General features: G+C 60.3%; 19 protein-coding genes. 8 read left to right on the top strand and 11 right to left on the bottom strand.

The genetic code is table 11. The features are described 5' to 3' along the window. Nucleotides 1–13: 13 nt before the first annotated feature. From QNM96_RS12340 to QNM96_RS12330, 3 genes are all read right to left on the bottom strand, one after another. The gene (locus tag QNM96_RS12340) at nucleotides 14–1,345 is read right to left on the bottom strand and encodes a methyl-accepting chemotaxis protein (RefSeq protein ID WP_283836691.1); all 1,332 of its coding nucleotides are present in this window, start codon (nucleotides 1,343–1,345) and stop codon (nucleotides 14–16) included. A gap of 186 nt (nucleotides 1,346–1,531) precedes the next feature. Continuing rightward, nucleotides 1,532–2,389 (bottom strand): branched-chain amino acid ABC transporter permease, encoded by an 858-nt coding sequence (locus QNM96_RS12335; protein ID WP_283836690.1) that lies wholly within the window; start codon nucleotides 2,387–2,389, stop codon nucleotides 1,532–1,534. Nucleotides 2,390–2,392: 3 nt separating this feature from the next. Further along, nucleotides 2,393–3,670 (bottom strand): ABC transporter substrate-binding protein, encoded by a 1,278-nt coding sequence (locus tag QNM96_RS12330; RefSeq protein WP_283836689.1) that lies wholly within the window; start codon nucleotides 3,668–3,670, stop codon nucleotides 2,393–2,395. Nucleotides 3,671–3,796: 126 nt separating this feature from the next. Between QNM96_RS12330 and QNM96_RS12325 the strand changes: the two genes are divergently transcribed. From QNM96_RS12325 to QNM96_RS12315, 3 genes are read left to right on the top strand one after another with little or no spacing between them, the layout of a single operon-like run. Further along, nucleotides 3,797–4,825: a branched-chain amino acid ABC transporter permease gene (locus QNM96_RS12325; RefSeq protein ID WP_283836688.1), complete on the top strand. Its 1,029-nt coding sequence runs from the start codon at nucleotides 3,797–3,799 to the stop codon at nucleotides 4,823–4,825. Between the two features lie 13 nt (nucleotides 4,826–4,838). Continuing rightward, nucleotides 4,839–5,615, top strand: coding sequence for an ABC transporter ATP-binding protein (locus QNM96_RS12320; protein WP_283836687.1), 777 nt, complete (start codon nucleotides 4,839–4,841; stop codon nucleotides 5,613–5,615). After that, nucleotides 5,612–6,337 carry an ABC transporter ATP-binding protein gene (locus tag QNM96_RS12315; RefSeq protein ID WP_283836686.1) on the top strand — a complete coding sequence of 242 codons (726 nt, stop codon included), beginning with the start codon at nucleotides 5,612–5,614 and terminating at the stop codon, nucleotides 6,335–6,337. The genes QNM96_RS12320 and QNM96_RS12315 overlap by 4 nt, the downstream gene beginning before the upstream one ends. 669 nt (nucleotides 6,338–7,006) lie before the next feature. On the opposite strand, the gene QNM96_RS12310 is transcribed toward QNM96_RS12315, so the two are convergent. From QNM96_RS12310 to QNM96_RS12300, 3 genes are all read right to left on the bottom strand, one after another. Then, the gene (locus tag QNM96_RS12310; RefSeq protein ID WP_283836685.1) at nucleotides 7,007–8,965 is read right to left on the bottom strand and encodes an ATP-binding protein; all 1,959 of its coding nucleotides are present in this window, start codon (nucleotides 8,963–8,965) and stop codon (nucleotides 7,007–7,009) included. A 249-nt stretch (nucleotides 8,966–9,214) separates the two neighbouring features. Beyond that, nucleotides 9,215–9,604 carry a ferredoxin Fer gene (gene fer, locus QNM96_RS12305; protein WP_283836684.1) on the bottom strand — a complete coding sequence of 130 codons (390 nt, stop codon included), beginning with the start codon at nucleotides 9,602–9,604 and terminating at the stop codon, nucleotides 9,215–9,217. Nucleotides 9,605–9,766: 162 nt separating this feature from the next. After that, a complete protein-coding gene (locus QNM96_RS12300; RefSeq protein WP_283836683.1) occupies nucleotides 9,767–10,948 on the bottom strand; it encodes an anion permease in 1,182 nt (393 codons plus the stop codon). Between the two features lie 161 nt (nucleotides 10,949–11,109). On the opposite strand from QNM96_RS12300, the gene hisA reads away from it, so the two are divergent. Continuing rightward, entirely contained in the window at nucleotides 11,110–11,844 is a 735-nt protein-coding gene (gene hisA, locus QNM96_RS12295) for a 1-(5-phosphoribosyl)-5-[(5-phosphoribosylamino)methylideneamino]imidazole-4-carboxamide isomerase (protein WP_283836682.1), read from the top strand. A 410-nt stretch (nucleotides 11,845–12,254) separates the two neighbouring features. On the opposite strand, the gene QNM96_RS12290 is transcribed toward hisA, so the two are convergent. Both QNM96_RS12290 and QNM96_RS12285 read right to left on the bottom strand, forming a co-directional pair. Then, nucleotides 12,255–13,754 (bottom strand): TrkH family potassium uptake protein, encoded by a 1,500-nt coding sequence (locus QNM96_RS12290; protein WP_283836681.1) that lies wholly within the window; start codon nucleotides 13,752–13,754, stop codon nucleotides 12,255–12,257. A 94-nt stretch (nucleotides 13,755–13,848) separates the two neighbouring features. Beyond that, nucleotides 13,849–14,121, bottom strand: a complete 273-nt coding sequence (locus tag QNM96_RS12285) for a hypothetical protein (RefSeq protein WP_283836680.1) — start codon at nucleotides 14,119–14,121, stop codon at nucleotides 13,849–13,851. A gap of 267 nt (nucleotides 14,122–14,388) precedes the next feature. On the opposite strand from QNM96_RS12285, the gene hisB reads away from it, so the two are divergent. Next, nucleotides 14,389–14,982, top strand: coding sequence for an imidazoleglycerol-phosphate dehydratase HisB (hisB, locus tag QNM96_RS12280; protein WP_283836679.1), 594 nt, complete (start codon nucleotides 14,389–14,391; stop codon nucleotides 14,980–14,982). 49 nt (nucleotides 14,983–15,031) lie between these two features. Here hisB and QNM96_RS12275 read toward each other — a convergent pair whose 3' ends face one another. From QNM96_RS12275 to QNM96_RS12265, 3 genes are all read right to left on the bottom strand, one after another. After that, the gene (locus QNM96_RS12275) at nucleotides 15,032–15,565 is read right to left on the bottom strand and encodes a hypothetical protein (protein ID WP_283836678.1); all 534 of its coding nucleotides are present in this window, start codon (nucleotides 15,563–15,565) and stop codon (nucleotides 15,032–15,034) included. Nucleotides 15,566–15,956: 391 nt separating this feature from the next. Continuing rightward, nucleotides 15,957–16,109, bottom strand: coding sequence for a hypothetical protein (locus tag QNM96_RS12270; protein ID WP_283836677.1), 153 nt, complete (start codon nucleotides 16,107–16,109; stop codon nucleotides 15,957–15,959). Between the two features lie 96 nt (nucleotides 16,110–16,205). Continuing rightward, nucleotides 16,206–16,979: a hypothetical protein gene (locus QNM96_RS12265; protein ID WP_283836676.1), complete on the bottom strand. Its 774-nt coding sequence runs from the start codon at nucleotides 16,977–16,979 to the stop codon at nucleotides 16,206–16,208. Between the two features lie 132 nt (nucleotides 16,980–17,111). On the opposite strand from QNM96_RS12265, the gene QNM96_RS12260 reads away from it, so the two are divergent. From QNM96_RS12260 to QNM96_RS12250, 3 genes are all read left to right on the top strand, one after another. Next, the gene (locus QNM96_RS12260) at nucleotides 17,112–17,615 is read left to right on the top strand and encodes an amino acid-binding protein (RefSeq protein ID WP_283836675.1); all 504 of its coding nucleotides are present in this window, start codon (nucleotides 17,112–17,114) and stop codon (nucleotides 17,613–17,615) included. A 19-nt stretch (nucleotides 17,616–17,634) separates the two neighbouring features. Beyond that, nucleotides 17,635–18,243: a YigZ family protein gene (locus QNM96_RS12255; protein ID WP_283836674.1), complete on the top strand. Its 609-nt coding sequence runs from the start codon at nucleotides 17,635–17,637 to the stop codon at nucleotides 18,241–18,243. 76 nt (nucleotides 18,244–18,319) lie between these two features. Beyond that, complete coding sequence (locus QNM96_RS12250) at nucleotides 18,320–20,464, top strand: S9 family peptidase (protein ID WP_283836673.1); 2,145 nt, start codon at nucleotides 18,320–18,322, stop codon at nucleotides 20,462–20,464. Nucleotides 20,465–20,543 lie beyond the last annotated feature (79 nt).

Genomic DNA, 20,543 nt, shown 5'->3' with positions numbered 1-20,543 from the left:
TTCTGATTCGGGGTTACAGCTCCGACTCGAGGTCCCGAACTTCGTCCCGGACTTCTCGGACTTTGTCGGCCTGCCGGTCGTTCGTTTCGGCCAGCGTTTCGATTTCCGAGGCGACTTCTTCAATCTGCCTGACCGACGTGCCGAGCATCGTCGTGACCTCCTGGGCGGTCGCCGCCTGGTCGTCCGTCGCCCCGGCGATCTGGTCGATACCCGTATTGGCTTCCTCGACGGCGGCCCGGATTTCGGATTGTTTGTCGTCGATCGTACGAGCGCGCTCGACGGCTTCATCGACGCGGCTGATCGTCGTCTCGACGCTATCGATCGTTTCGGTCGTGTTCTGGCTGACATCCTTTACGATGTCCTCGATCGTCCCGACTTCCGCTTTCGATTGGTCAGCAAGCTCTTTGACCTCGTCAGCGACGACGCCGAATCCTTCGGCCCCAGCATCTACCTGCGCGGCCTGAATATTCGCGTTGACGGCCAGCAGGTTCGTTTCGTCGGCGATCTTGTCGATCACGTCGACGACCTTGTCGATCTCTTCGATCCGCTGCTCGAGGGTTCGCGTACTCTCCGAAAGGGTATCGGTCGCGCCGCGAACCTCGTCGATCATCGAGACGATGTCAGCGGTCGCTTCCTTGGAATCGGCGGCCAGTTCTGCGGCCGTCTGGCTCTGGTTGCTGACCGCTTCGGCGCTCGCGGAGATTTCTTCGACGGTCGCCGACAGCGACTCCATCTCGTTGCGAACTTCGGCGAGGTTCTCGACCTGTTGTGCGGTCAGGTCGTCAACGTCGTCGGTGATCTCCGCGTTCGTCTCGGCCGCCGTAAGCAACTCCTCAACCGCGCCGTCGACGGTTTCGCTGATCGCCGCCTGTATCTCCTCGAGTTCGTTGCGCTGGTCGACCAGATCCGTCACGATGGTGATGTACTCGAACGCGCCAATCGACTCGCCGTCGGGCGAACGAAGCGGGACACCGGCCGTGCGGATGTGCCACTGATCGTCGGGTGGACCGCCGGAGCGAATCTGTTCTTCCTGAATGGGGGTTCCTTTTCTGGCGATCTCCTCCGCCAGGGTTTCCTCGACGCCTTCGGTGCCGATCACATCCAGCGCCTGCTCTCCGACCGCGTCCGCTTCGGAGACGCCGGTCAGTTCCATACTCGCGTCGTTCCAGTGTGTGATAGCACCGCCATCGTTGACGACGAGGATCGGTTCCGGGAACTCGTCGACGATCCCTTCGAAGAGGTTTCGCCAGAAATCGCGTTCCGCTCGCAACCGACCGTTCTCGTCTTCGCTGTCCATGTCATCGCGAGCGATCCGATCCGGAAGCAACAGCTCACTGCTAGTCATTAGCGCACCTGTTGGAAGACTGTCCGAATATATCTACCGGCCGAAAACTTTTGCCGAGGGTGGTCGGGTAGTGTTCTCTCGAGAGCGAGGCGGCGCACTCAAGAGCGAGACAATCTCCTCGAAGAAAGAGACGGTGCGGCTCGAGGGGTCCACGACGAAGCTTCGAGAGAAGAGGTGAAAACCGGCTTAGTGCGGCAGTTCCCGCCCGTAGAGGCCGGTCGGTTTGTAGAGCAACACGAGGATAATCACGATCAGCGCCGTCATACCGCTTAATCGCGGCGAAATGGCGGTCGTCGTGAACACCTCGAGAAAGCCGATGACGTACGCGGCGATGAGGCTCCCCCGAATCGAGCCGATGCCACCGAGGATGACGATCGCGAACGCCAGAACCAGCGGCATCATACCCATATCGTAGGACGCGGCCCGGAAGGTCCCGTACATAACGCCTGCAGAGCCAGCGAGGAGACCCGCCACCGCCCAGACGAGGAGCGTGATCTGGTTCGTGTTGATGCCGACCAGCGCCGCGCCCTTTTCGTTCTGTCCCGTCGCGATAATCGCCTGTCCGACTTTCGTGTAGTTGATGAACACGAACAACCCGATGATGAACAGCCAGGAGATGACGAATATCAGCAGGTTGTTGTAGAGAAACGAGACGCCGCCGATCGATGTACTGCCGGCGAGCATCGAGGGGACCGATCGAGGATCGGTCCCGACGGCCGCTCGAAACGAGTACTCGATGACCAGCCAGGCCAGGAGCGTGATAATGAGGACGTTAACCGGGTCGTCCGTGTGCTTGACGAAGACGGAATGCAAGACGACGTGGAAGAGCGCTCCCATCACCGTCGCGGCAACAAGCCCGATCCAGACGCCGTATCCCATGCCGGCGACGAACCATGCGGTAAACGCGCCGACCGTAATGGTTCCGCCGTGGGCGAGGTTCGCCTGCCCGGCGACGCCGAACACCAGCGTGAACCCGATCGCGATGAGCGCGTACAGCGAACCGAGGATGAGCGTGTTCGCGACGATACCGACGATATCAACCATTCGTCAGAACCACTCTGGTTCCTGATAGTCGGCCGTTGCCAGATCCTCCGGGTAAACCACTTCCTGGATGCCGTCTCCGTCGTCGTCAACTTGCCACTGGAAGTTGACTCGGCGAAGGCGGTCCTCCCCGAACTGGGCGTCGTGGGGGAATTCGTCTCCTTCGCCGTTGAACGCGACCGTTCCGCGGGTACCCTCGTACGTGTGCGACGCGAGCGCCGGAACGATCGCTTCGGAATCTGTCGTCTCCTCTTGCTCGACGACTTCGGCCCACATCTTGATGCCGTCGTAGGTGGCGTAGGAGAAGGCATCGTTCGGATAGACGCCGAACTCGTCGTAATAGTTTTCGGCGAACGGAATCGTTTGATCGGTGAGTTCCGCGGTGTGGACACCCGGCGTGTTGCTCATCGCGAACTCGGTCGCACCGTCGAACGCCTCGTGTGCGCCGGGGTCGTTAATCTGTGAGATCAACCCGGCGATCGCGAACTCCCGTTCCTCGTCTCGCCACTGAATCTGTGCGGGACCGGCGGTGTGAGCCATGCTCATCAGAACGGCGTCGGCGTCTTCTCCCTCGATACTGTCGAACATCGGCGTGAAGTTATCCGTGTCGCCAGGATAGCGCTCGTTGTACGGCACTTCGATCCCCTGGTCCTCGAGCAAGTCCGGGAGATCCTCCGAGAACGGCTGGGTCCACTCGAACTCCTCGTTGAGCACGGCGACTCGATCCCACCCCTCTTCCTCGTGCATGTACCCGGCGAACTCCGCGACCGACTCCGCCCAGAGGACTCCGTTTCCGTAGGGTCTGAAATGGTACTTGTATCGATCGTAATCGTCCGCGAGGTACCGCGAAACCTCCGGCGACGTGTTTCCGCCGCTGATGTGAACGACCTGGTGTTCTGCGATGTTCTCCATGAGGTCGAGCATGACCTCCGTCTGGAACACGCCGGCGGTCATATCGACGTTATCGTCGACGACGAACTCGAGATACCGATCCTCGGCGGTCGTCGGCGAACCTTGATAGTTTGCAACGTGAAGTTCGACCTCCTCTCCGAGCACTCCACCGTCGTCGTTGATTTCGTCGACGGCTAGTTCCGCGGCGTATTCCTGTGCCGTTCCTTGCGGTGCACTTCCCGGTTCGAAGGCGAGGAGCCCGATCTGGACCCCATCATCGCCGTTCCCGCCGTTTGAACCACCGAGACACCCCGCAACGGACATCGTTGCACCTGCACCAATCATTCCGACAAACCGTCGTCTGTCGATACCCTGGGTTGCGTTATCACGCATAATAGTTGGGATGACCACCCTCCTAAATAAGTGTGTTGGTAACATGCCATAACCCACGAGTCAACACTGGACAACAAGTTATAAATACAATGTTGCGTCATCTCTAACGAGAGGGTAAGTGATGACATGACACGTCTGGATCTCGAGCCGCGACAAGCAGTGGGTATCGTCTGTCTGATAGGGTTAGCATCTGCGCCGTTTTTGCTCCCCGTTCTTACGTTACGACAGCTTACGGGCGCGCTGTTTCTCGGGATGTTCGCGATGAGTTGGGACTACGTCTCGGGGTACACCGGTCAGCTCAGCTTCGGACACAGTATGTTCTTCGCCACGGGCGGCTATACGGCGGCGCTTTTTAATCTCCACCTGGACGTTACACCCCTGCTCGCAATCATCATCGGAACGATTGCGGCGGGAATTCTCGGCGTCGTTATCGGCGTTCCCGCACTTCGGCTTCGAGGACCGTATCTCGCGCTCATCACGCTCATCGTTCCGCTCATACTCGTTCAGATCGTCAACATCTTCCCCGGAACGCTCGGTGGAGAAGCGGGGTTGCGCAGTCCCGATAATCTGATTTCCGTCGGTGACACGATAGCACCGATCCTTTCGACGATCGGTTTCGAAACGCCGTTCGATCAGGAGGTGTTCGTCTACTACTATCTCAGTCTCCTGTTGTTCCTGGCGATCTTCGCCCTGTTTTACGTCTTCACTCGCTCGTACGTCGGCGACATATTCACGGCGATTCGAGAGGACGAGGACGCGGTACTCGCCTCGGGTATCAACCCGGCGAAGTTCAAGGTCTTCGCCTTCACGATGAGCGGTGCGGTCGGCGGCCTCGCCGGGGCGGCGTTCGTCCACACTCCGGTCGGGAATCCGAATCCGGGGCTTCTGTTGGCGGTCGTCGTCAGCATCGAAGTCGTACTGATCGCCATTCTCGGCGGGATGGGGACGATCACGGGCCCCGCAGCCGCTGGGATCGGCTACTACTTCGTTCGAGATTTCCTCCAGTCGACCGTCAGTCACGTCTCAATGGTGATCTTCTTCTCGGTCGCGCTTTTGGTCCTGTTTTTCCTTCCGAAAGGAGTCGTTCCGTGGCTGGCCGACCGGGGACGTACGTTGCTAGCGTGGCGAGACCAACGCGGAAAGCCGACCACTTAATACGGAGACATCAATGAGCTCACAATCTACGCAATCGACGGATGGGACAGCGAACACGGACGACGTGCTCAGACTCGAGAACGTGACCAAGCGCTTCGGCGGCGTCGTCGCCGTCGACGATCTTTCGTTTTCGGTTCACGACCGGGAAATTCTCGGGTTCATCGGGCCGAACGGAGCCGGCAAGTCGACGACGTTCAACTGCGTCTCGGGAGCGTTTCCGCCGACCGACGGCAAGGTGTACTATCGGGACGAAGACATCACGGGCGTTCCACAGTATGCGCTCGTCGAGAAGGGACTGGCACGGACCTATCAGACGTTTCGACCGCTAGACGATCGAACCGTCCTCGAGAACGTTTCGCTCTCGATGGTGCCCAACAAGTTGTTCTCGATCGAAGAGTTTCGAACCGACGTCGAGGATCGGGCCAAAGATATCTGTCAGCAGGTCGGGTTGACCGAATACATGCACCAGACGCCGGACGAACTGCCACACGCTGGGCTGTTACGCCTCGAGGTCGGTCGCGCCCTCGGGACGGATCCCAACCTCCTGTTAGTCGACGAACCGTTCGCCGGACTCACGCCCGAAGAGGTCGAACGAACGGCGACGCTGTTCCGATCGCTTCGCGAAAACGGCATGACGTTGATCGTTATCGATCACAACATGCACGGACTCCTCGACCTCGTCGACAGGGTCGTCGTGATCTCGTTCGGCGAAAAGATCGCCGAAGGCAGTCCGGAAGAGATTCGAAACGATCCGACGGTTCAGGAGGCCTATCTCGGAGGTGAACTATGAGTACAACGACGCCGGACGCCGACGACGCCGTGCTCTCGGTCGAGAACCTGTCGGTATCCTACGGGAAAGTACAGGCGCTCAAGGACGTCGACATCGCCGTTCGAAGCGGCGAAACCGTCGCGGTTATCGGCCCCAATGGAGCGGGGAAATCGACGCTCGTCGATACGATTGGCGGGTTCCACGACTACGAGGGAACCATCCGGTACAACGGGACGGAGATCGCCGACTCGTCGACGCCGGCACTGATCGACGACGGCTTGTTCTACTGCACGGAGCGGCGGGACCTGTTCGACTACATGAGCGTCGAACAGAACCTTCGACTCGGCTCGTACCTAAACAACGAGGGCGAGGAAGAACGACTCGCTGACGTGTTCGACCTCTTTCCACGACTCGAGGAGCGACGATCACAGGAGACCCAGTCATTGAGCGGGGGCGAAAAGCAAATGCTCTCGCTCGGGCGGGGGCTGATGAGCGATCCCGAATTCCTCATCCTCGACGAGCCCTCGATCGGGCTCGCGCCGGTTATCCTGCAGGATATCAGCGAAGCCCTCGAATCGATTCAAGAACTGTCCGTCGAGGTCCTCATCTGCGAACAGAACATCACCTTCGCGCTCGAACACGCAGACCGTCTCTACTTGCTCGAGAACGGGGCCGTTCGACGCTCGGGAACGCCGGACAGTCTCGAGTCGGACAAGTTCGTCGAGACGTACATCGGCGGCTAGGACGGTTTCGGATTTCGCCGTCCGAACGACGCGGAGTCGGTTTCGACGAACGACGATTTCTCGAGGATCGATCCTGTCATGCGGTATCTAGAGATGCACATATAGGATCGAACCCAGTGAAATCACCGAGACGCGGTTGGGGCTTCCGAGCGGGCCATGCGACAAAAAGCGGGAAACGAATCTGCGAGAATGATTCGAATCGACCGGCCTGAACCGTTCCTATGATGCCATAAGTAACACTTTACAGTTCATATTACTTAAATGGTAATTACTGAGTGAGGAGATGCTTGAGATAACCAGCTCACAGAAGGAAGTGCTGTCTCAGTTATCTAGAGAGCGGATTTCCAGGGATAAGGAGGAGAATAGGAAAGCGTTCGTATAGCGGTTCAATCGGTCAGACAGTCAGCTATATTTTCCAGTTATACACCCCATTATTCGAGATTCTATCTATAGATATTACAATCGGCGGAGTATTCATCGAAGAGAAACCGATAACCGATCATCCCACAATATGAAAGATATAAAGAGAGGACCAATAATAGACAGAGACATGATAGAAGGTGCCTCTCAAGATATTGTAGTTCGAGAGCCGAGCAAGGCGGTGGGGCGTTTCTGACTCCGAGTAAGGCGGCGCGACGGTTTCATCGGCTTCGCGTCGCTATCGCGAAACTACGGCGATTGCTCGCGAGAAACCGGAAGCGTAATCGTAAACGTCGAGCCCTCGCCGGGAACCGAATCGACGTCGATCCGTCCGTCGTGTCGCTCGACGATCCGCTTGCAGAGTGCGAGCCCAATGCCGCTCCCTTGCTGATCGTCGGCGCTTGGGAACCGTTGAAAGACCTGAAAGATACGGCCTTCGTTACTGGGATCGATCCCAACACCATTGTCCTGAACGGTTATTTTCCACTCGTCTCCATCTCGCCTGGCCGAGACATCGATCTGCGGAGGATCCGCTCCCGAATACTCCATTGCGTTGCTCAAGAGGTTCTGAAACACCTGGCGAAGTTGATTACCGTCCCCCTCGACGCACGGAAGCGAACCCCCCGTGATTCGAGCGTCGGTCTCCTCGATATGAACTTTCAAGTCCTTTCGGGCGTCCGCGAAAACGTCGTTCAAATCGATCATATCGAACGAATCCCCTCGCGTCTCGACTCGTGAATACTCGAGGAGTCCGTCGATCATCTCGTGCATCCGCTCGGCACCGTCGACCGCGAACTCGAGAAACTCTCGCCCCTCCTCGTCGAGGGCCGCGCCGTGTCGACGTTCGATCAGGTTCAGATAGCTCGTGACCATTCGAAGCGGCTCCTGCAAGTCGTGACTTGCCGCATACGCGAACTGCTCCAGCCGTTCGTTCGAGCGCTCGAGTTTCCGTTCGTACTCCTTGCGCTCGGTGATGTCGCGAAAATACAACGAGACGCCCGTTTCTGACGGATAGATGTTCCCCTCGATCCAGTTCCCGAGCGGTTCGTAGTAGTGCTGGTAACTCGTCGGTTCCTGGGTTTCTATCGCCCTCTCGAAGCTCTCTCGAACGTCCTGATCGTCGCTCGCCTCGGGAAACATCTCCCAGAGCGTGTTCCCGAGGAGTTCTTCCTCAGAATGCTGGAGGAGCACTTCCGCGCGATCGTTGACGAGCGTATATCGAAGCTCGTCGTCGAACGCACAGAACGCGTCGTCGATCCGGCCCAGTATCCGCTCGAGCTTTCCTTCGAGTTCTTTCCGATCGGTGACGTCCGTTTGCGTACAGACTGCGCCATCGAAGGAGCCGTCGCCGTCGAACGAGGGAGCACAACGGACGGACAGCCAGACGCGCGTCCCGTTCGCCTGAGTGATACCGATACCGTCTTCGGTCACCGGTTCTTTCGCCCGCTTCGCACGTGAAAACGGAGTGTTATCCGGCGAGATCACGTTACCGTCTCGATCGGCGAACTCCCACGATTCGTCGAGAACGCTGGTCGGAAGTTGATCGGTCGAGCCACCGAGGAGGTCCTCGGCGTGGTCGTTCGCGAAGGTAATCGTCCCGTCAGCGTCGATGGCGGTAATGCCGACCGGACTCGTCTCGAGGATTCGGTCCGTGCGTCGGTCGTCATTCCGACGGTCGGTCCGCCGCGGTCCGTCGAGAGCCGACGTGAGAATACTGGCGACGTTTTCGACGAAACGGGCATCGTCTTCGGTGAAATCGCGGGGGTTCGTCGAGTACGTGCCGAGAATACCCCACGGATCATCATCCGGTCCGAGCGAAACGGTAATCCCGCTTGTGATATCGTGTTCGACGAGGACTGAAGCGACCGAAAAGCGATTCCCGGGTTCGAGCTCAGAAACGATAACCGGCTCGTCCGAACGGAGGGTGTGTCCAAACAGCGACTTCGACATCGTCGACAGATTCGAGGAGTCGACTCCCGTCTCGTCCCACCCGACACCCTCGCGAAAAGACAGCTGCTCGTCGCTCGAGTCCGTTTCGAGAACATGACAGAATTCCGTGTTCAACGACGTCGTGATCGCATCTATAGCATCCTCGAGCAACTTATCCGAATCGTCGTCGTCGAGCGCTTGCGTTCCGAGGTCGGTAACGAGTTCGCGTTGGTGAACCCTGATCTCGAGTTCCGTTCTGGGCTTCGATGACGAACCCATTTTGGGACCAGTACTGGCTGGTTACGGTAAAGTCTTGCCGCGCATACATCGACGGTTTGAAATCTACGCCGAGGGACCAAAGCTTCCGTGACGAAATCGCCCGCTGTGTCGAAATGCGTTCGGAACAAGCGAGGGGGCGACCGAAGAGAGCCACTCCGGGCTGGACAATCAAGGCTATGGACGAATAGTAAAGCGGGATCACGAGGGATCCCACAATCCGTGTAAATACGACGGGTACGAGTACGGTCGTTAAATGACGCGGTTCTGCAGGTAGTCGAGGTGTTTCGCGTTGTAGACGATTTTGACTTCCTCGGTTTCAGCCGAACCGATACAGGTCAGGACGACGTCTTTCTCCTCGACTTCTTCGTCGGAGAGAATCTGTTGCATGTCCATCTGGATTTCGCCTTCCTTGATGATGGCTGCACAGTTTGCACACGCGCCAGCTCGACAGGAGAACGGCCAGTCGTAGCCCTGCGCCTCTGCGGCCTCGAGGATGTACTCGCCTTCGGCGACGTCGAGGGAGCCGTAATCCTCATCGTCGAGACCGGCGTCAGCCGCGTTCTCGAAGAGGTCGTCGTCGTCCATCTCCCATCCCTGGTCATCTAACACTTCGTAGTTGAGGTATTCTACGGTGGGCATCAGGCGGTGATTCGAGTCCCGCACTGGTATAGCTTGCTGTTCAGTCCTAAATTGTCTTTCACATAGAATTGGTAAGTATCCATGGATTGGTTCGGTGATCGTATAGTTTCACGGCAGATATCGGCCTAGAATCAAAAATACGGGCAGAAATAGCTCGAACGGTTAGAATCCGAAGATCGGAACGTATCGGAACGTAAGAAATGCTCCCGTCGTCGAAATAATCGGAACGACGTTTTGCATGAGGATCACCCGAGCCGTCGTCGAGGGATTGAACAGATCGGACGCTTTCGGAATGTCGCTGACTTCCTCCTCGCCGATTTCCGGGGACGGTTCGCCTTCCTCGTCGGCCGTGAGCGCACCGACCGAAACCGCCGTCTCTTCGCCTCGAGCCGCCTCCGAGAGTCGAGTCGTCCGGGTTGCACGACCCCAACCCAGCCCAACGATGGACATGGTCGCGATGACGACGAAACTCGCCGGGATCCCGATCCAGGAGAGTCCGACGACGATCGTCGAGCTGATGACGGCGACGACGACCGCCGCGGTCAGAGGGAGATTGGTGATATCGTTGCCGAGCGTGTCGAGCGTTCGGCGGGCGATGGTAAACGCGCCGATGGCGACCGCGATCGAACCGATGATGATGGCGGGATCCTCTGCGAGTTGGCCGCTCCCGACGAGGGGTGCAACGGCGTTGGCGATGTTGCTCGTTCCCGAACTGAAGCCCATGAGACAGCCGATAACGATAACGACTACCGAACCGGTCCACTCCCGTCTCGAGACCCCGGTTTCGATGTGCAATCGGGGAATATACCCCGAAGTATCGATTCCGAGCAGGGCGTCCTCGGCGGCGTTGCCTTCGATGGCCACCCACTCGTTGATCCGCGTGTAGAAATACCGGCCGACGACGCCGCCGATCCAGAAGCCGATGATCGGGGCGACAATCCACCAGATGGCGATTTCTCCGAGAACGGCCCAGTTGAGTTCGCCCGTTGCTAGGCCGAGCGCGGCGATCGCGCCGACTGCCGTCATCGACGTGGAAGCCGGAACACCGGCGTAGTTTCCGATGAAGAGGGCACCGCCGATAAAAAAGAGGACGGCGACATTGGCCTCGAGGGTGAAGATGGCCGTGCTCGTCACCAATTCGTTTCCGAGCGTATCGACGACCTCCCGTCCGATCGTAAATGCGCCGATCGCGAAGAAGATAGACATTAGCGCCGCTGCAATTCCTTTCGAAAGGATATTTGCACCGACGGCAGGCCCGAATGCCGGGCCGGTCGTTGCACCACCGATATTGTATCCGACGAAGGCTGCAACGAGAATTCCGACGAGTAGCAGTACTTCTGTCACGTCTGTAAAATAGAGTGTGAAGACCTAAAAGCACGCGTATTTTTGTTCGCCGCTGACCGGTCGAGATTGAAGGGTGTTGGTACAAACGAACCGTCGAGAGCGGTGCCGAATCGTCGCGCCGGACCAACGAGATTATCCCGACCGGCACCGCGCGTTCGGGTATGAGCCAGTTCCCAGCGTTCGAGGTGATACCGGCCGTCGACGTGCAGGATGGAGAAGTCGTCCAACTCGTACAGGGCGAACGCGGTACCGAAACGCGCTACGGCGACCCCGTCGATGCCGCACAACGGTGGATCGACGCGGGGGCGAAAACGCTCCATCTCGTCGACCTCGACGGAGCCTTCGAAGGGGAGCGAGCGAACGCCGACGCGATCGACGCAGTCGTCGATTCGGTAGCCGTTCCGACGCAACTCGGCGGCGGCATCCGAACCGCCGAGGGCGCGACCGATCTGCTCGAGCGCGGCGTCAACCGAGTCATCCTGGGGACGGCGGCCGTCGAGAATCCGGAAATCGTCGCCGAAATCAGCGAGACCCACCCTGATTCGGTGGTCGTGAGCCTCGACGCGAAAGACGGCGAAGTCGTCATCGAAGGGTGGACCGAAGGGGCGGGAATTACGCCCGTCGAAGCCGCTGAACGCTACGAGGACCTCGGTGCCGCCGGAATCCTCTTTACGAACGTCGACGTCGAAGGGCAACTCGAGGGGGTCGCCACCGAACCCGTCCGGGAACTCGTCGAGGCGACCGATATTCCCATCGTGGCCAGCGGCGGCGTTGCCACGCTAGAAGACGTGCGGGCGCTCGAGGAAGCCGGCGCGGCCGCCGTCGTCGTCGGGAGCGCGCTGTACGAGGGCGAGTTTTCGCTCGAGGAAGCACAGGCCGTCGTCGAGAACCAATAACCCGAAAGGAGAGAACAGAGCGGTGGCCGGGAGCGGGCGTCGAGCCACTGCGAGACGCCCGCGACTCGGGGGAGGGCAGGCGGTTCACGAATTTGTACCGCGAGGTCACGAGAGCGCGGCGCGACGCGCAACGACGAACGGGCGACGCCCGTGAGTCAGTGACCGAGCGGGCCGACGACTGACTCGGAGTGAGCAATGCGAACGAAGAGGAAGGAGGAGCGCTTTTAATCGAAGCTAAGCGGGAGCGAAGCTCCCGCGAGGTCGTCGGGCGGCGCTGCCGCCCGACTGCAAGCGATTCCGAAGGAATCGCCCAGTCCAAAAGAGCGCAAGCGCTCTTTTGAGGATTTTGCCGAGTGCGATCGCTCCGCGACCGCACGCAGCGCAAAACTTCGGTGTCAGAACTTCGTTCATTAGGACTTCCAGAACGCCGGCGTCAACAGTACCAGTACGGGGATGATCTCGATGCGCCCGATCCACATCATGATGATCATAACGGACTTCGAGAGCGTCGAGAAGCCTTCGTAGTTGCCCATCGGTCCGGCCATCCCGAAAGCGGGTCCGATATTCAGGAAGATCGACGCGGCCGCCCCGAGCGCGTCGAACTCCGAAACAACGGTGGACGGGTCTCGAGCGGCGTCGACGACGATGAAGATCGTCAGCAAAAAGAAGATGATGATGGCGAGCAGGACGTACGAGAAGATGTCGGTGATCGTATCCTCGTCGACGACGCTGTCGCCGAGTCGCACGGGACGAACTGCTTGCGGGTGAATCGAGGTGAAGAGGTTCCGGTAGAGGCTCTTGAGAATTACGAGCCAGCGCAGGGACTTGATCGAACAGGTCGTACTCCCCGCCATGCCGCCGATGAACATGCACAAAAAGAGCATGTGCTTCGCGCCGGGCGACCAGAGGTCGAAGTCCACCGAGGCGTAGCCCGTCGTCGAGACGAGCGAGACGACGTTGAACACGCCGTGTCGAATCGTCGGTTCGAGGCCGCGGCCGAACGTCGAGTCGACGTACAGAATGCCGACGACGAGCAGGCTAAAGGTTCCGAGGATGCTCAAGTAGAAACGGAACTCCTCGCTTTTGAACGGCTGGAGGTAGTTACCCTGGACGACATAGTAGATCAGCACGAAGTTCGTCGCCCCGAGAATCATGAAGGGGACGATCGCCCACTGAGCGATCGGCGAGAACGCGCCGGCGCTCTGGGCCTCCGGCGAAAAGCCGGCCGTCGCGACGCTCGTAAAGGCGTGTGACACGGCGTTGAACAGATCCATTTCCGGCGCCAGGCCGAGGAGATAGAGCGCGTAAAAGGTCGTCGCCGCTGCGACCGTTAATCCGACGTACAGTCCCCAGATGAGCCGAGCGGTGTCGCCGATGTGCGGTCGTAACTTGGTGACGTTTCGCGTCTGCGTTTCGGTCTCCATCAGTTGTGCACCACCGACCATCAGGTTCGAGAGCAGGCCGATGGCGACGACCAGGATACCCAGTCCACCGAGCCACTGGATGAGCTGTCGCCAGAGCATGATCGCCCGCGAGTGCTCGTCGAAGTCGTCGATGACGGTCGCTCCCGTGGTCGTGAGCCCGCTCGTACTCTCAAAGAGCGCGTTGATCGGATGGGCGAGCGTGCCCACGCCGGCGACGAAGAACGGAATCGCGCCGACGGCGGCGACGCAGAGCCACGTCAGCGCGACCATCAAAAACGCTTCGCGCTGGCCGAGGTCGCGCTCCATGCTGAGTCGCTCGAGACCCAGTCCGGCGAGCGCAGTGACAATAATCGCCACCACGAACGGCGTCGGGTCGGAGCCGTCGATCATCGCCAAAACGAGCGGCGCAGCAAGCGGAACGGCGAGCCACTTTAATACCGTTCCGGTGAGGCTGCAACTCGAGCGCCAGTCGACGCGAATCTTCATCGAGTCAGACCGTGAGTCGGGGAGGAAATAATCGGTTCGGTCGGCGATTCACCGGCGAGGGTGGGGAGTGGTGGAGAACGGAGGCAGTTCGCGTTCAGGACGATCGGTTGTATCCGTGGCCGAAGTAGAGGGCGAGAACGTTGATGGCTAACAGAGCGAGAAACGCCATCGTAACGGTCGGGTCGCCGAGACCCTGGGAGAGCAACGGGACGTGAACGAACGGCAAGGCGATCGCAACCCAGAACGAGAGGAACTGGGCTGGTCGCTTGATCGTCCGGAGCAGGCGGCGATGGGTGTCAATATCTCGATCCGTCTCAGCAGGCGACTGAGCGATCGATTCGTTCGGGAGCGGGGAGGAGTTGGACATCTCGGGACATTCACCTCAGTTACTCACGACTTTCATCGGCAATAACATATAATAGGGAGAAGGTTGGCGTAATTTCGGTCCGTTTTACGCGAGTAGGCGATGTAATCGGATGTTTCGATACGAACTTAAAAACCTTTAGACGTTTTATAGAGCATTCTAAATAGGTTTTACCGGATTGGCGTGAGTTTTCAAAACCGGGATTCAGAGAGGGAGTCAGCGAGCAGTTCGAGCGCAATCGCCTTGTACCGCCGGCCCCCTCGTTTGCCCATGAGCGAGCGAACGGCGACCGTCACCCGCGAGACGGCCGAAACGACGATCGAGTGTACACTCACCGTCGACGGTAGCGGGACCGCCGACGTCGAGACCGGAATTGGGTTCTTCGATCACATGCTGAGCGCACTGGCCAAACACGGATTGTTCGACCTCGAGGTCGACTGCGACGGCGACCTCGAGATCGACGACCACCACACGGTCGAGGACGTCGCGATCGTCGTCGGAACGGCCCTCTCGGAGGCGCTGGGCGATCGAGCGGGGATCGTCCGATACGCCGACCGACGGGTTCCGCTGGACGAAGCCGTCGCCTCGGCGATCGTCGACGTGAGCGGTCGCCCTCGGTTTTACTTCGACGGCGAATTCTCTCAGGATCAGATCGGCGACTTTACGAGCGACATGGCCCGGCACTTCGGCGAGTCGCTGGCGATGAACGCCGGGCTAACGCTCCACCTCGCGGTCGAGGGCGAGAACGCCCACCACGAGGTCGAGGCGCTGTTCAAGGCGCTCGCTCGAGCGCTCGACGACGCGACGCGGTTCGACGAGCGACGCGAGGGCGCGCCGAGTACGAAAGGGACCCTTTCGGAGTGATGGGGGCGCAGTCGTTCGGCCGCAGTATAATCGCGGCGCGGTAACGATGTTAATCCGTTTTTACCGCCTCGAGACGCCGCTCGACCGGCGGCGTGAGCGAGAAGAGTGAACGGATCCGACCAGAATCTTCGGAGGGCGGATTTTCGGCGGTCTCGTACGTCTCGAGGAGCGGTTCCGTGGCCGTCCGTCTGGAAGCCTCGCGGTCCGCAACGAGCGTACGACGGCGGAGCCACCAACTGAACGCGAGCCAACAAGCCAGTGCTCCCAGCAGTCCGAGAAGACCGAAGACGGAGAGTCCGACGATGGTCGATGCGAGCAAAATACCCGCGGTGATCGCTCGTAACTCTCGGATACGCAGCTTGTGAGACCCCGCTTCGCGAGCGCATCGGGCCTCGAGTTCCGCGTCCGAACATGTCTGGAGGGCGTAGTCGGTGGCGTACAGTTGACGATTCCAGAACGGGCCTTGCAGATAGAGAGCCGCGGTTTGACTCTCGAGGCCGGGCAGAATCCCTCCGATGGACGCCTCGAGGTCGGTCGCTTCGAGCGCCCCCTCAAGCCGGTGGCGCTGTCGGTCCGTCGGCACGGTGACATCGTGACGAGGCGCGTCGAGAACTGCCCCCAGACGTAGAACAGGGCGACAAACAGCGTTCCGGCGACCGGGCCAGCGACCCAGAACGGCGTCTCGAAGAGGAGACCCGTAACCGCGGTCACAACGACGGCGATTGCGAAGAGACCGAGCAAAAACCTGGTCAGTCCCCATGTCGCACGAGTGGTGGAAATTTCGGTGTCGGCTCGCTGGCGAGCGTAGGGGAAGACGCCAAGGGAGGAAACGATCACCACCGCGAAGACGATACCGAGAGCGGGAATCCAGGCCAGCGCCATCGCGACACCACCGACAAGCGCCGGGTCGACCGACTCGAGAACCGCCTCGGTCCGTGCGGGAAAATCACCGACGAAGACGGTTCCGGCGAGCGTCAGGAACCCGACGGCGATGAGCTGTCGATACGTCCCCGCGCTCCACGCTCAGGGTCGACATCGTCTCGAGCGGTGTACCAGCCGTACAATCGAAGCCAACAGAAGCCGATGACGAGGACGAGACCGATTCCGAGGAGCGACCGGGAGACCATACGGCGATCATGATACGTTCGTCAATTGAGCGTTTCGGTGTCAACGGGCGGTCAACAAAACCGGTACAGACCGAGGAAAGAGCGGAGACTACCGGTTCACGAACGAACGAGTTGGTCGCCATTTTCGGCGAACTCGCCGTCCTCGAGCGCGTGCTCGATGATCGCCTCGACTTCTCGCGTCTCGAGGTCGTAGGCCCCTGCGGCGAGCGTTTCGACGGCGCTGCGGTCCATCGGGAACTCGCGGTTTCGGAGCAGACGGATGACCTTACCGTAGCCCTGTGGCGGGCTCGCCTTCGAGTTCGCGTTCGAATTACTGGAGTTCGAGGAGCTGCTGTCTTCCCCAGTATCGGAAGAGTCTCTCTGTTCGTCTGTACTCGAGGGAGCATCAGTAGTTGAAGACTCGTCGATATTCGAGGACTCCGTGGATATGTCTTCGGTGTCCTCGGATTCGGAATCGGGGCTTCGCTCAAGCGTGATTCCGCGGTCCCGGTCGTCAGCCCCGGAATCCCCACGATCCGAGTCGTCCGCAACGGCGTCCGCTTTGGCTTCGCTCACGTCGATTACGGATGGCCGGCCAGTTCGATCCGGATCCTCTGCTGTCGGTTCCACGCCGCTCGCATCGCCACAAGAGGATGAATCGTCGGCTTCGGTCACCGCATCGGAATCGCTCCCGGAAGTCGGTTCCTCGGACGACTCGACGCCGGCGCGAGCGAGCAGGGGTTCGAGCAGGTCTTCAAGTCGATCGCCACACGTACGACAGAGGACGACGCGGCGCTGTTCGGCTTCGGTCGGTTCGAGTTCGGGTGGTAGCAGTTCGAAGGTCCCCGCGGCGTCGGCTCCGCAGAAGTCACAGTGGCTGAGTGCGCGCATGAGAACTCGTTTCGACTACGCCCTCAAAAACGTCCGTCAGACGCGAGGTGAGCCGTTCGCGTCTCGTGGCGTTTCAACGGCGACGAGCGACCACCGGACATTATACCACGGCCCGCGAATATACGAGAACGAATGTTCGACGAGATCATGGAGAAGTTCGAGGGATCGCCGAGCCAGCAGGCGGTTATCCGCCTGCTGCTCGAGCGGGGGTTCTCGGTCAACGACGAAGGCCGCGTCGTCTCCGGTGGGATCGAGATTCCGAACACGGGTATCGCCCGCGAAATCGACGTCGACCGACGCGTCGTCGACTCGACGACCGACGCGATCCTCGAGGATCCCGAACTGCGACGGATCTTCCAGAACATCTCGCAGGTGCCGAGCCTGATGGATCTCGCGCCGGTGCTCGATCTGACCGTCCTGTCGATCGAGGTCGACGATGCGGACAAGAAAGGTATCGTCGCGACGATCACCGGACTGCTGGCCGATCACGACATCTCGATTCGCCAGACGATCAGCGAGGATCCCGAGTTCACCGACGATCCGCGCCTGTACCTGGTCACCGACGAGGATCTGCCGGGAGAGCTGTTTACGGACTTACGGGAGATTACGTTCGTCCGCAAGATCGAACTGCAGTGAGAAGCAAGGAGAGAAGACAGTGACCGGAACGTACCGCACCCTTGCCGAGCCCGCCACCGCCGAATTCGTCGTCCAGGGATCGGAGTTCCTCGGACACGCCCGTCCCGCCGAGTCCGTCGACGCGGCGGAGGAGTTCATCGAAACGGTCGAACGGGAATACGACGACGCGACCCACAACGTCCCGGCATACCGCGTGCGAGCGGACGCCGAGGGCAACTTTTTGCGGGAGTACTCGAGCGACGACGGCGAGCCGTCGGGTTCGGCCGGAAAGCCGGCGTTGAACGTCCTCGCACAGGAGGAACTCGAGAACTGCGCGGTTGTCGTAACGCGGTACTACGGCGGGACGAACCTCGGCGTCGGCGGCCTCGTCCGGGCCTATTCGAAGGCGGTCAAAGACGCCGTCGAGGAGGCAGGCGTCATCGAGGAACGGCCCCACGAGCGGGTTGCGATCACCGTCGAGTACGACGATTCCGGAACCGTCAGAGGAATTATAGAGAGCGAGAGCTACGAGTTCGACGCGAGCTACGAGACCGACGTGAGCTTCGGCGTTCGGGTTCCAGTTGCGGAGAGCGAGGCGTTCAAAGATCGACTGCGGAGCGCGACGAGCGGGCGAGCGGATCTCGAGTGAGTGCGACCCCGTTCGATGACACCAGCCGTTGTTTCGAATCGAAACTGCTAATTCTCGCGACGAGGTGTCACGTAGCATGAAAACGATCGCCGCCGACGGTTACTACGACCTGACGCGGGTCGAGAGCCCCCAGATTTCGCCCGATAGCGAACGCGTTGCCTACGTCGAAAAAGTTCCAGCCAACGAGGAGAACTACGAGGCGACGATTCACGTCGTCCCCCTCGGCGGGGACGGCTCGAGGCAGTTCACCGTCGCCGAAGGCGTCGATAGCCAGCCGCGCTGGAGCCCCGACGGCGAATATATCGCGTTCGTCAGCACTCGAGGCGCGGACGACGACCGGCCGCAGTTGTGGGTCCTTCCAACCGACGGCGGCGAGGCGAGACAGGTGACGGACGTCGTCGGCGGCGTTTCGAACGTCGAGTGGAGTCCAGACGGGACGAAAATCCTGTTCGCCCAGCAGGTCACGGACGAAGACCGCGAGGAAGGTCGCGATCTCGAGGCCGAACCCGACTATGAACCGGAGTCGCCCGATCCGCGCGTGATCGACCGGATGATCTACCGGGCCGGAACGCAGTACCTCGACGGCAAGCGGGCGCACGTGTACGTACTCGATGTCGCCGCGGCGCTCGAGGACGGAGTGGGAACTGCAAACGAGAACCAGGTCGGTGGCCCAGGCCGAGGTGAGGACGACGGTACCGACTCGGAGCCAATCGAACGGATCACCGACGGGGACGACGATTTCGTCGGGCCGACGTGGGGAGACAGCGGGACGATCTACTACGCGAGAAAGGTGACCGAGGACGACCGAGCGCCGGACGACTCGGTCACCTTCGAACTGCTCGAGTGCGACCTCGAGTCGGGCGAATCGGCGGCGTTCACGGAGACGACCGGCTGGGTCGGCTCGCTGTGGGCGACCGAAGATGGACGGATCGCCTACCCCTCCACCCCCGAAGAACGACTCACGCTGGCCCAGACCCAAATTCGGGTCCACGATCGGGAGACGGGAACAGAGACGACGCCGACGGAATCGCTCGATCGAGATCTCGCTCACGACGGCCACGTTGAGTGGGGGCCCGACGGTGAGTTGCTGTACTTTACCGTCCCCGACGAGGGGTCCGTCGTCTGCTATTCGGCACCCGGAGACGCGAGCGAGCCGCCAGAGCCGGTCTACGGCGAGGGCGTTACCGTTGAAGACTTTTCTGTCGGCCCGGACGCCATCGCGTTCGTCCAGAGCGAGTGGGACCACCCCGGAGATGTCTTCGTGACGACTCGAGGTGGCAACGAGACTACGCGGCTGACTCGCGCCAACGACGAGTATCTCACCGACCGCGCCGTCTCTCAGCCCGAAGAATTGTGGATCGACAGCGACGCGGGGACGATCCAGGGGTGGGTGCTCACCCCGCCCAAGTTCGACGAGGACGAAACCTACCCGCTCGCCGTCGAAATCCACGGCGGCCCGCACGTCCAGTGGACCACCTCGGGGACGATGTGGTACGAGTTTCAGGCGCTTGCCGCCAGCGGCTACGTCGTCTTCTGGTGTAACCCTCGAGGGTCGACCGGCTACGGGCAAGAGCATGCGGCAGCGATCGAACGCGACTGGGGCGACGTGACGCTGGCCGATATTCTCGCCGGCGTCGACGAAGTCTGTGAACGCGGGTACGTCGACGAGAACGACACCCACATCACCGGCGGAAGCTTCGGCGGCTTCATGACCGCCTGGTCCGTAACCCAGACGGATCGATTCCGGGCCGCCGTCTCGCAACGCGGCGTTTACGATCTGACGGGATTTTACGGCTCGACGGACGCGTTCAAACTCGTCGAAGGCGACTTCGGAACGACCCCGTGGGAGGACCCCGAATTGCTCCGGGCGCAATCGCCCGCCGCACACGTCGAAGGTGTCGAGACCCCGACGCTCCTGATTCACTCCGATCGGGACTATCGAACGCCCGCCAACACCGCCGAACTGTTCTACCTCGGACTGCAAAAATACGGCGTCGATACCCGCCTCGTTCGCTACCCTCGAGAGGGCCACGAACTCTCCCGAAGCGGCGAGCCTGCCCACGTCGTCGACCGCCTCGAACGCATCGTTCGCTGGTTCGACGGCTACTCGAACTATCACGACTCGCCACCCGCGCTCGAGTGCGGTCCGGGCGAGGGATTGAGCGGAGGCGAGAGCGAGGGGACGGGAGACGAAAGCAAGAACGAGGGCGAAACGGACTAGGTCCAATTCGACTGCAACTATTGACTAGGGAACCGCCAGCGGGCTCGAGGGTTCGAGGTGAAACGAGAGGGTTCAAACG

Origin of the sequence: Halostagnicola sp. A-GB9-2 (genome assembly GCF_030068615.1) — an archaeon.
In the GTDB taxonomy this organism is placed as follows: domain Archaea; phylum Halobacteriota; class Halobacteria; order Halobacteriales; family Natrialbaceae; genus Halostagnicola.
The sequence above is the reverse complement of the archived record's forward strand: the minus strand, read 5'-3'. Positions and strand labels throughout refer to the sequence as shown.

Bases quoted from the DNA above. Each gene is read 5' to 3' on its own strand.
- QNM96_RS12340 (WP_283836691.1), bottom strand. From the start codon at position 1,345: ATGACTAGCAGTGAGCTGTTGCTTCCGGATCGGATCGCTCGCGATGAC.
- QNM96_RS12290 (WP_283836681.1), bottom strand. From the start codon at position 13,754: ATGAAGATTCGCGTCGACTGGCGCTCGAGTTGCAGCCTCACCGGAACG.
- QNM96_RS12315 (WP_283836686.1), top strand. From the start codon at position 5,612: ATGAGTACAACGACGCCGGACGCCGACGACGCCGTGCTCTCGGTCGAG.
- fer (WP_283836684.1), bottom strand. From the start codon at position 9,604: ATGCCCACCGTAGAATACCTCAACTACGAAGTGTTAGATGACCAGGGA.
- QNM96_RS12335 (WP_283836690.1), bottom strand. From the start codon at position 2,389: ATGGTTGATATCGTCGGTATCGTCGCGAACACGCTCATCCTCGGTTCG.
- QNM96_RS12330 (WP_283836689.1), bottom strand. From the start codon at position 3,670: ATGCGTGATAACGCAACCCAGGGTATCGACAGACGACGGTTTGTCGGA.
- hisB (WP_283836679.1), top strand. From the start codon at position 14,389: ATGAGCGAGCGAACGGCGACCGTCACCCGCGAGACGGCCGAAACGACG.
- QNM96_RS12320 (WP_283836687.1), top strand. From the start codon at position 4,839: ATGAGCTCACAATCTACGCAATCGACGGATGGGACAGCGAACACGGAC.
- QNM96_RS12310 (WP_283836685.1), bottom strand. From the start codon at position 8,965: ATGGGTTCGTCATCGAAGCCCAGAACGGAACTCGAGATCAGGGTTCAC.
- QNM96_RS12325 (WP_283836688.1), top strand. From the start codon at position 3,797: ATGACACGTCTGGATCTCGAGCCGCGACAAGCAGTGGGTATCGTCTGT.
- QNM96_RS12250 (WP_283836673.1), top strand. From the start codon at position 18,320: ATGAAAACGATCGCCGCCGACGGTTACTACGACCTGACGCGGGTCGAG.
- QNM96_RS12260 (WP_283836675.1), top strand. From the start codon at position 17,112: ATGTTCGACGAGATCATGGAGAAGTTCGAGGGATCGCCGAGCCAGCAG.
- QNM96_RS12285 (WP_283836680.1), bottom strand. From the start codon at position 14,121: ATGTCCAACTCCTCCCCGCTCCCGAACGAATCGATCGCTCAGTCGCCT.
- QNM96_RS12270 (WP_283836677.1), bottom strand. From the start codon at position 16,109: ATGGTCTCCCGGTCGCTCCTCGGAATCGGTCTCGTCCTCGTCATCGGC.
- QNM96_RS12265 (WP_283836676.1), bottom strand. From the start codon at position 16,979: ATGCGCGCACTCAGCCACTGTGACTTCTGCGGAGCCGACGCCGCGGGG.
- hisA (WP_283836682.1), top strand. From the start codon at position 11,110: ATGAGCCAGTTCCCAGCGTTCGAGGTGATACCGGCCGTCGACGTGCAG.